We start from the raw sequence: 9,173 nt of genomic DNA, 5'->3' as shown, positions 1-9,173 counted from the left end.
GTCGAAGTTCGTGTGCGTGGGCCCGGTGATCCACTGGCGGCCGAGAGTGCCCAGCGTTCCCGGAGCGGGGTTGGCCAGGATGATGTTTCCATTGGCGTCCTTGATCGCTTTATTGCTGAACGAAGTCTGCAGCGTCTGGAGCGTCGTGATATTGCTCATCGACGGATCGTTGACCTGCGTCAGGTTGCCGAAGTAATTCCCGCCGACGGCGGCGTAGGTGAGTTTACCGCTGCTCTTCGGAAAATTCCCCAGGATCATCGCCGTATTCGGCGTGGATGCCAGGTTGATCGTTGCCGGCAACGGCGCAGTGGTGATCTGGGCGGTGGAAGCGGTGATGTTCGTGGGCGCTCCCGAAGCCCAATGGAAGATGCCGCCCAGCTGCCAGCGCTCGACGAAGCGCGAAAGGATCTTCGGCCCGCCGCTCAGCAGCGGACGTCCGGGACCGAACGGCAGTTCGAATGTGCCGTTGCTCCGGAAGTCGTGCGTCCGGTTGAAACCCAGCGGGGCGTGGTTCAGATGCGGATCCCGCGGGTTCCAGTACTCCATGGGCCCATCGCTGTCGCTCTCGCCCAGCGCCTTGCTCCAGGTATACGAGAACTGGTTCGTGAAGCCGTGCGACAGGCGCTTGGTCACCTGAATGTTCAACGAATGGTATGTCGAGCTGGCCGGGTTGTTGGCCATGATGACGGCCAGGTACTGCGGATTCGCGACGATAAAGTTCTCCGGGAATCCGTTCTTGAGGAACAAGCCGCCCGCTTTATTCGTGCCTGTGGTTGAGGTGTTCAGAAAGCTGGCGAATGAAGCGACCTGTCCGTTGGCCAGCTGTGCCTTGAGGGTACTGTTGCCGCGCAATGCCGCCGAGCCGCTCAGGTTCGGACCCACCGGCCCCTGGCCCAGCGCGGCGTTCGTTCCGGCGTTCAGGGTGATTCCGGCCAGCATCTGATCGAATAACGGCGCGTTCCCGCCCGCCCGCGTGATGTTGAACGCGTCCAGGATGTGGTTTTCATAGATGTTCACGTCGTTGACGGAGAGGCCGCCGTACAGATGCGTGCCTTTGCTGCCGATGTAGCGGGCTTCAAGCGTGAGATTCTTGGCGATTTCGCGCTGAATCTCGAAGTTGAAGTTCTGGATGTATGGCGTGAGCCGGTTATCCGCGAAACCGAGCAGCGGATTCGTCTTCTGATCCAGCGGATCGGGCGTCAACGGTTTCACGTTGGTCGGCACCGGAATGGGGACGGGGAGATTGGGAGACGAAAAGTTGAAATAACTCGTGCCCAATCCGAGCGTGGACAGGGAAGGGAGCGTGGAGAGTCCCGGATTGGCGCCCACGAACAGGCTCAAGTAATTATTGAACGACGCCGCTCCCTGATAGCTGATGCCGTAGCCGGCGCGAACGACCGTCTTTTCCTTTCCGCCCCAGGGCAGGTCCCAGCTCAAACCAATGGCTGGCCCGTAGTTCTTCCACTGGTTGTTGTACAGCAGAGTGCCGGGATTCGGCGAATTCTTTCCGACCAGCTCGAGGGTCGAGAGCTGTCCGGCGAGATGTCCCGGCTGCCACATGTCGTTGGGGCTGGTGCCGCTGATTCCAAACAGGCCGGCCTGACCCCCGGCGGGCGCCGCGTTCATGCCGCGCCCTTCGTACGGTACGCCGTAATAGTCATAGCGGAGTCCGAGATTGAGCGTCAGGTCCGAACGCACTTTCCAGTCGTCCTTGAAGAATGCGCTCCACTCGTTCTCACGGTAGTCCTTCACTCTGGCCTGCGCGGAGAATCCCGTATCCGTCGGATTGATGACGTTGAAGCCGTTGCCGAGCGTGACATCGCCGACGGAGCCCGAGAGATCCAGCAGCAGGTTCTGCGCGGTCGCGACGCTGGTGCCCGTCAGGCCGGGGATCGTGGAGATTCCTTGAACCGCGTTGCCTCCTGCGGTGACGCTGACCAGCGGCATCTGGTAGAAGGCCGGATTGTTGCTGCCGTTGAATCCTTTCGACTGGGTGAAACGCACGTCAAAACCTGCCCGGAACGCGTGCTTCGACTTGGTCCAGCTCAGCGTGTCGCTGAAGTCCGTGAGCGGGCTCTCCTGGCCGCGGGTGGCCGGGCCGCCGACGCTATTAATAATGTTGCTGCCGATCAGGGCCTGAGTGGGATAGAAACCCACTCCGCCGTGGGTCGGAAGAACGGCCCGCGCCGCCGCGCCGACCGAATCCGGCCGCCAGATCGAGGACCAGCTGTAATTCCAGGCCTTGCGCTGCCCGAAGCGGAATTCATTGACGATGCGCGGAGAGAGCGTCGACACCACTGAACCCGTAAAGACGCGCGGCGCGCGGTTGACCAGGCCGTCGTATCCGCCGGGCCAGCTGGTGAGACCGGCCTGCGAAGTTTCGGCCGAGTCGCGTTCCCATGTTCCGCTGAAGGAGGCTTTGTGGTTGGCGTTGAAATTGTGATCGACGCGGAAGTTGTATTGGTTCCGGTTCGTATCGGTTCCATCGCCGTTCGCCGTGTCGCTTCCTCCGGAGCGGCGCAGCCAGCGGATGCCGGCCGTGTTCAAACCGTCGCCCACCGTGTAATCGTTGGGTTCGGGCATGCGGGTCAGCAGCGTATTGATCCATCCCGATGTGTCCATGGTCGTGCGGAACGGATCCCACGGCGCGCCGCTGGCCTGTTTGAACACATTGAACGATGCGAGCGGACCGGTTGCGGTGGAAGGCTGAACCGGATTACCGGCGCGATCGACGGTTGGGATGTTGGCCAGAATGTTGGCGTTCTGGACGCCGGGGAAGTAGCGGAAGATCCCCTGGCGCGCCTGGTCCGTCAACACCGTGCCGGTGAAGTTGGCTTTGGTCAGGAAGCGCTGGCCGTCGAACAGAAAGAAGAAGAATGTCTTGTTCTTGATGATCGGGCCGCCGACGCGGCCGCCGAACTGGTTACCGTTGTAAAAGTCTTTTCCCGCGCCCTGGAAATTGTTTCCCCAGGAGTTGGCGTTCAGCCATGAATTGCGGTTGACCCAGAAGATGCTGCCGTGAAGGTTGTTGGTTCCGGAGCGCGTGGTCATCTGGATCTGTCCGGAGCCGCGGCCCATTTCCGCGTCCGCTGGCGCCACGATGACTCGAACTTCGTCGACCAGGTCCGGGCTGACGAATGTCGTTGTCGCCATGCCGGTGTCGTACCGGCCGTCGCTGACCGGAATGCCGTCGCGCGTGGTGTTGAGCGCCGTCAGGCGGCCGCCCGCGAAGTTGCTTGCCTCGGTGCCGGCCGAGGTCGTAACGAGATCGAGAATGTTCCTGGAAGTGAGCGGCAGATCGCGGACCTTGTACTCGGGAAGCACGGTTCCGACCGATGCCGACGTCGTCGCGATCAAGGTATCCGCCGCGACGGCCACTTCAACCGATTGCGTCTGCCCGCTGACCTGTAGCGCGAAGTTCAGGCGTACCTGCTGGGATACGCCCAGCGTGACACCGTTATAAGTTTCAGTTTGAAAGCCCGGGAGCTCGGACGATACTTTGTATGTTCCCGTTTGAAGAGAAGGAAAATTGTACGTTCCGGTTTCGTTCGTTACCGTGGTCGAAACGATTCCCGTCTGCGTGTTTGTTGCCGTTACCGTCACCCCCGGAATCAACGCGTGCGACGCGTCCGAAACGGTTCCACCCAGGGTTGCGTTTGTCGTTTGCGCGAATGTATTGAAGCAGAAACCAGCCAGCAGCATCGTGGCCGCAAGCAAACAGCGTTTCATCGACTCCACCCCCATATTCATTAAACCGACTCACCAAAAAGTTGCCGGGAGTGTACTACACATCGGCGTGATCTGCGTAATCTGCGGCGGCGGAAATCTGCGGCAGAAAATCTATTTGCACATCTGCGTTATGGAATCGCTCCAGTCGGTGAATTCCTCGCCGATCAAGGCGCGGACCTGGAGTATATAAAACGTACCGGGTTTTAGCCCGGTGATGAGCAGGAACTTCCTCGTGTCGCTGAATTGCTTTACGGTCCACTCGTCGCCCAGCGGCGAGCGGTCGATCTGCCGCACGGCAAATCGCAGTTGATAGCTGGAGGCGCCCGGCACATCCACCGCCTTGAGCTTGAACGTGCCGCTGACATCGCCGAATACGATCTTGCGGATGCCCTCGTTGCGCGGCGGCGGTTGCTTACGAGTGGTGGAAGCGAGCTTGAACCCGCTGGACACAAACGTGGTTTCGCTTTCAGCAACCAATTGGACATACCCGGCTAGCAGCTTCAACATCGATTTAAGTGCGGCTCCCTGCCTATCGCGCTCGGAGATCACCTTCCGGCTGCCATCCATGGCTTCCGCGATCAGCGCTCCGAACGTATCGACCTGCCCGGCCAAAGAAGCCATCGAGATCGGCGGAGTAGGAAACGCCGGATTTCCATCCATAGAGTCGTGAATGTGCACGCCGAAAGTGCGTAGCTGTGGCGGCCGATATTTCGCGAAGTCCAGTAAGGCTGTCAGTGCTGCCATATTTTTCAGCGGTTTATAGCACGCTCGGTTGTATTGCGGCAAGAATTAAGATTCCTCGTAATGTCTCGGGATATTAGGAGGAAAAGACAGATGCCGTATAGCATCGCAAGATACTAAGAGGAATAAGCAGCTGCTTCTTAGTTTGGTTGGGGTACTGTAAGGAATGATGATGATTTTTGTTGCATGTCAGAAAGCTAACGGGAAGATAATGGATCTTTCTAGTATTTCAAGATACTAGAGGAAATTAACGGAATCCTGTCAATATATCAATATGCTGTATGAAAATGAGATAACCTTTACAGTGTCTCAATATATTGATAAGAAATAATTTGGTGCTTCTAGTATGTCGATATGTTATGCGGAATGAGTGACATCCCTTTAGTATCAATAAATGTAATAAGGAAATATAGCAGTCTCTTACTGTATCTCAAGATACTGTAAGAAAAATAGATGACCTGCGTAGTATCCGCAGATAGTGTCAAGAAAAGATTGATCCTTTTAGCATCTTGGGATGCTGGCCGGAAACAGCCGATCGCTCCTAGCATCTCGGGATACGGGAAAGATCTCAAACTCAGATTTGAGCTCACCGGCGTTCCAGGACCATTCACGATGAGGCGAATGAATTGGAACAATCTCTAAGGCACACTACCCCTCCTGATATAGGGCATTAATATAACTGACGCATCCAAGCCGCGGAGCGGCGGAAGAGCTTAGCCACGGCCGTTAGGCCGTGGTTACGATTTGCGCGTAAGTGAGCCGCGGAGCGGCGACAGTGTCTTTCGCCCCTTACGGGGCTGAGTGTACGCGGGACTCCGGAACCACGGCCTAACGGCCGTGGCTAAGCTCTTCCGCCGCTCCGCGGCTTGCATGCGTCAAGTATATTAACGCCCTCCTGAATGAGGGGCTAACTGACCTTTCAATGTGTTTTCCAATTCGCTCACATCTTCTTTGACCGCACACGACCATCGGCGTCAATTGCGTCGCTAATTCTCTGATGGCCTCTCGATGCGGTCGATAACGAGAAACTCGCCGGGACCTCTTATAGGCTCCAGCTTTAATCCGAGTTGCTCCTCCACTGCCGTAAAAATCGAAGGTCCGCGCGGCTCGTTTTCTGGAGGAGCAGGTTCACCAGGAGGACGAAGCAGAAGCAATGGCGTGCTCTCGTCCGGGGCGAACTCCAGGTGGAACTCGAATGGCCCTCCGATGCCGGTTTCATCGATAACTGGGCGATTTAAGTATCTACGGAGCACTCCCGAAAACTGGTTGATGCTCACCTGATACATATCCAGAATTCGATCTTGACCTTTTGACCAGATAGCCTCGACGCCACAGATTAATGGCTGTTGTCCCGGTAGAAACGCTGGAGGCGGCCCATCTCTGAGACTACTGAGAGGAATACAACTGCCTTCTTTAAAGGGCTGAAGTTTTGGACCATTTTTCGCAATTCTCATCGCGTAGGCCGGGACATCACGGGTCTCCAAATGGATCTTCAAATTAAAGCGATCCTCCAGTAGGACCTGGAGCATCGGCCCCATCATCATTTCCTGCGTCGTCCTGGTTTCGGCCTTCCCATTGATCTGGTAGAGATCGGACTTGATCCACTCCGGACCACCTTCAATCGGCAAATTTCTTAAAGGGTCGGCTTTGCCGTCTGTGAACGTGAGATAAGCCTCGTGAATGAGACCAGAAACTGGTATGCATGAAATGTTCAGCCTTTCTGGAGACGTATCGCCGCGATCGACGCCGCCTCCTCTATTGCCTCTGCCGCCTCTCTCGCCCGGCTTGCAGGCCTTGATCGAAACCGCCTCCCATTTCGGCATGGTCGCGGGCCGCGTAATTGCCTGCCATGAAGACGCATGCATCATCCCGACGACGAGCGGTACCGCCAAAGCCCACATTCCGGCAGCGGCCAAGGCTGCTTTCTTTGCGAAGTTCAATTCCCCGGCAACGCGTCCCGCCAGAATCGCCTGGATTCGCTTCTTCACGTTCGATCCACTCACTCCGGATATGCAGCGCAGTGGCGATTCCAGGTAAATCTTGCAGACCTGCAGGATCCCATCGGCATACACGAGGGCGTCATTGCCGAGCCGCAATACGTCCTCATCGCAGGCTCGCTCGCGTTCGTCCACCAGCCGCGCACCGATCCACCAGACCAAGGGATGAAACCAGAACACCGCTTCGACGATCATATGGATTCCCGACGTTAAATTGTCGCCCCTTTGGACGTGACACAATTCGTGAGCAAGCACCGCCTCGAATTGACGCGTCGTGAGGCGTTCCGTGATGTCCGCCGGTAGGAGAAGGATGGGATGCAACCACCCGACAACTCCGGGTTCCAGAAGGCCCGGAGCCGAACGAACCTGAAGATTCGGCGGAATCGCCATCGTCGTAATTTCCAGCGGAGTGCTCGCACGCACAACAGCGCGGATGCGCCGCCACGCGCGAAGCCTCAGCAGCGCAATGGCTCCAAATCCAATCATCCACAAACCAAATAATGAAAAGGTCACCAGACGATCCCGATCCATAGCAGAGCCTGGCGCCGGACGTACCGTTACTGCCGCGCTGGGAAATGGTTCCGCAATTTTCTCCACTGCGAAGGTGATGGCAGGCGTGGCGATCTTCTTCGCGGCCGGCGCCCATTGCAGATGGCTCCCCACGCTCATCAGCAGCGCGAAAGGAACGAAGAACTTCAAGGACGCGCTGAACCACAGCCAATAGCGGACCTGAGCCCGGTTCCCGCGGAATGCAACAGTCAGCAACGCTGCCACAGCGGCGAACAGCGTCGATTGCCAGAGATGATTGGTCAATATGCCGATCATTTGGATTTACCTGTCCTTTCCGTCTTCTTCTGTTGCTCAAGTCTCTTGATCGTCTTCTCCAGTTCCCGCACATCGTCGAGTGTCAGCTTTCCCGCCTCCGCCAACTGCGCCATCATCGGTTGAGCCCGCCCTCCGAATAGACTCAGAATCTCGTCGAGCATCCGGTGTCGCGCCACATCCCGGGCGATGATCGGCTCGAAGATGTCCGCATTTCCGATCTTCCGCACACGGCGTACGGCTTTTTTACCTTCCAGCCGGTACACGGTGGTCTGAATGGTGGTATAGGCCGGACGCGGTTCCGGAAAGGATTCGAGAATCTCCCGCACGCAGGCTTTTCCATGAGCCCAGAGAGCTTCGAGAATCTGCAGTTCAAGCCGGGTAAGCTTCGGTTGAGTCAAGTGTATCTCCTATTAATTGCATTACTCTACTACTACATAGTAGATGTGTTCAATGCAATTATTTCAGAATGCGTTCGAGCCGGAGATAGCGATGCCGCTGTCGCAGCGCGGGCCGATTGAACGATGGAATCATCGGAAATCGCAGCGGATTCGATATCGGCGCTTAGCTGCGGTTCCGGAGTTTTTGCAAATCCAGCAGATCTTTCGGCCGGCCCGAGGCTTGCTTGTTTTTGATCAGATCGTCGAGTCCAAGCATCCGCACAGGCAGTCCATCGAGTTGCTGATTCCGGTCAGAAGATCAATGCGGTGGACGGCCTAACTGTATAACCTTGTCCGATTGGATCAATGTGGATTTGAGATCGGCAATATCGCTGAAGCCAAATGCCGAGAGAACGGAGATCATCCGATCGGCATTATCCGGAGACGCGCGGACGAAGAAATCCATGTCGCCCGGTGAGGCGAGGATGTCCATGCCAAGCTACCGCATGGCCGCCGACCAGGACGTAAATCAACTGCGTGAGAGTTCATCAACTCGATAAACTTTCGCAAATCCTTCTGCAGCTTCATCCTGGTTGCTCCGGTGCATTTCCACGAGGTCCAGCAAAATGTTTAGACGCTCTTCAGGAGTCAGAGAAGCATAGTATTCGTCTTCGGCAGCGTCTGCCTCGGACAATGAATCGAATCGGCGAATTGTCCTTTCCATTATCTGAAGCATAACATGTCAAAGGAGACCGCATGGACGTGATGCACCTCGTAAATTGCTGATTGTCCGCGCGTTTTGCCCGACATTTGACCTCCACACGATGTGTGTGTACAGTGGAAATAGGCGGCGATTCATTATGAACAAACGCATCAATATTTTATTGCCCGAGAAAACGCTGGAGGTACTGGACAGAGTCGCGCCCAAAGGCGACCGCAGCCGTTTTATTTCGGAGGCAGTGCTTCACTATGTCGAAACGCGCGGCAAACAGATCTTGCGTGAGCAACTTAAGGCCGGTTACCTGGCCGGCGCAGACGACAGCCTGAAGATTGCCGCCGAGTGGTTCCCCCTGGAAGAAGAGGCAGGACGACAGCCCCGCGCCGGCCGCCCAGCCAAACGCAGAAAGTGAATCCTCTTCGCCGAGGTGAAGTTTACCTTTGCTCCTTTGATCCGACTGTCGGCCACGAAATCAAGAAAACCAGACCGGCATTAGTCATACAAAATGACGTTGGCAATCGGTACAGCCCTTTGACTATCGTTGCGGCGATCACATCCACGCTATCGCCAGTCCCTTACCCAGTCGAGGTGGTCGTTGAACCAAATTCCAGGAACGGCCTCGACGTGCGATCGTCCATTCGACTGGATCAGATCCGCACCGTGGATCGCAGTCGGCTGTTCCGGCGATTGGGTATAGTTGACGCCGAAACGATGGCCAAGGCTGATGAAGCCATCAAAATCAGCTTGGGCCTGATCCGCTTTTGATAACAAGCCTCGAATACGCGA

7 protein-coding genes are annotated in these 9,173 nt (G+C 56.5%); 2 read left to right on the top strand and 5 right to left on the bottom strand.

Going from position 1 to position 9,173, the window contains the following annotated elements; all coding sequences use genetic code 11:
- The 5 genes from VGK48_05245 to VGK48_05225 form a co-directional block, all read right to left on the bottom strand.
- On the bottom strand, positions 1-3,729 hold a 3,729-nt coding region (locus tag VGK48_05245; protein HEY2380569.1), incomplete at its 3' end, for a TonB-dependent receptor.
- A gap of 111 nt (positions 3,730-3,840) precedes the next feature.
- Positions 3,841-4,473: a fibronectin type III domain-containing protein gene (locus VGK48_05240; GenBank protein ID HEY2380568.1), complete on the bottom strand. Its 633-nt coding sequence runs from the start codon at positions 4,471-4,473 to the stop codon at positions 3,841-3,843.
- Positions 4,474-5,456: 983 nt separating this feature from the next.
- On the bottom strand, positions 5,457-7,292 hold the full coding sequence (locus tag VGK48_05235; GenBank protein HEY2380567.1) for a M56 family metallopeptidase: 1,836 nt from the start codon (positions 7,290-7,292) through the stop codon (positions 5,457-5,459).
- Positions 7,289-7,690 (bottom strand): BlaI/MecI/CopY family transcriptional regulator, encoded by a 402-nt coding sequence (locus VGK48_05230; protein ID HEY2380566.1) that lies wholly within the window; start codon positions 7,688-7,690, stop codon positions 7,289-7,291. Before VGK48_05230 ends, VGK48_05235 begins: the two co-directional genes overlap by 4 nt.
- Before the next feature lie 298 nt (positions 7,691-7,988).
- The gene (locus VGK48_05225) at positions 7,989-8,162 is read right to left on the bottom strand and encodes a hypothetical protein (protein HEY2380565.1); all 174 of its coding nucleotides are present in this window, start codon (positions 8,160-8,162) and stop codon (positions 7,989-7,991) included.
- A gap of 367 nt (positions 8,163-8,529) precedes the next feature.
- Here VGK48_05225 and VGK48_05220 point away from each other — a divergent pair, with 367 nt between their 5' ends.
- Together VGK48_05220 and VGK48_05215 are read left to right on the top strand one after the other, a co-directional pair.
- Entirely contained in the window at positions 8,530-8,799 is a 270-nt protein-coding gene (locus tag VGK48_05220; protein HEY2380564.1) for a hypothetical protein, read from the top strand.
- On the top strand, positions 8,730-9,152 hold the full coding sequence (locus VGK48_05215; GenBank protein ID HEY2380563.1) for a type II toxin-antitoxin system PemK/MazF family toxin: 423 nt from the start codon (positions 8,730-8,732) through the stop codon (positions 9,150-9,152). The genes VGK48_05220 and VGK48_05215 overlap by 70 nt, the downstream gene beginning before the upstream one ends.
- Positions 9,153-9,173 lie beyond the last annotated feature (21 nt).

It is taken from the genome of Terriglobia bacterium (assembly GCA_036496425.1).
Taxonomy (GTDB): domain Bacteria; phylum Acidobacteriota; class Terriglobia; order 20CM-2-55-15; family 20CM-2-55-15; genus 20CM-2-55-15.
This window is presented reverse-complemented; position numbering and strand designations above follow the sequence as displayed.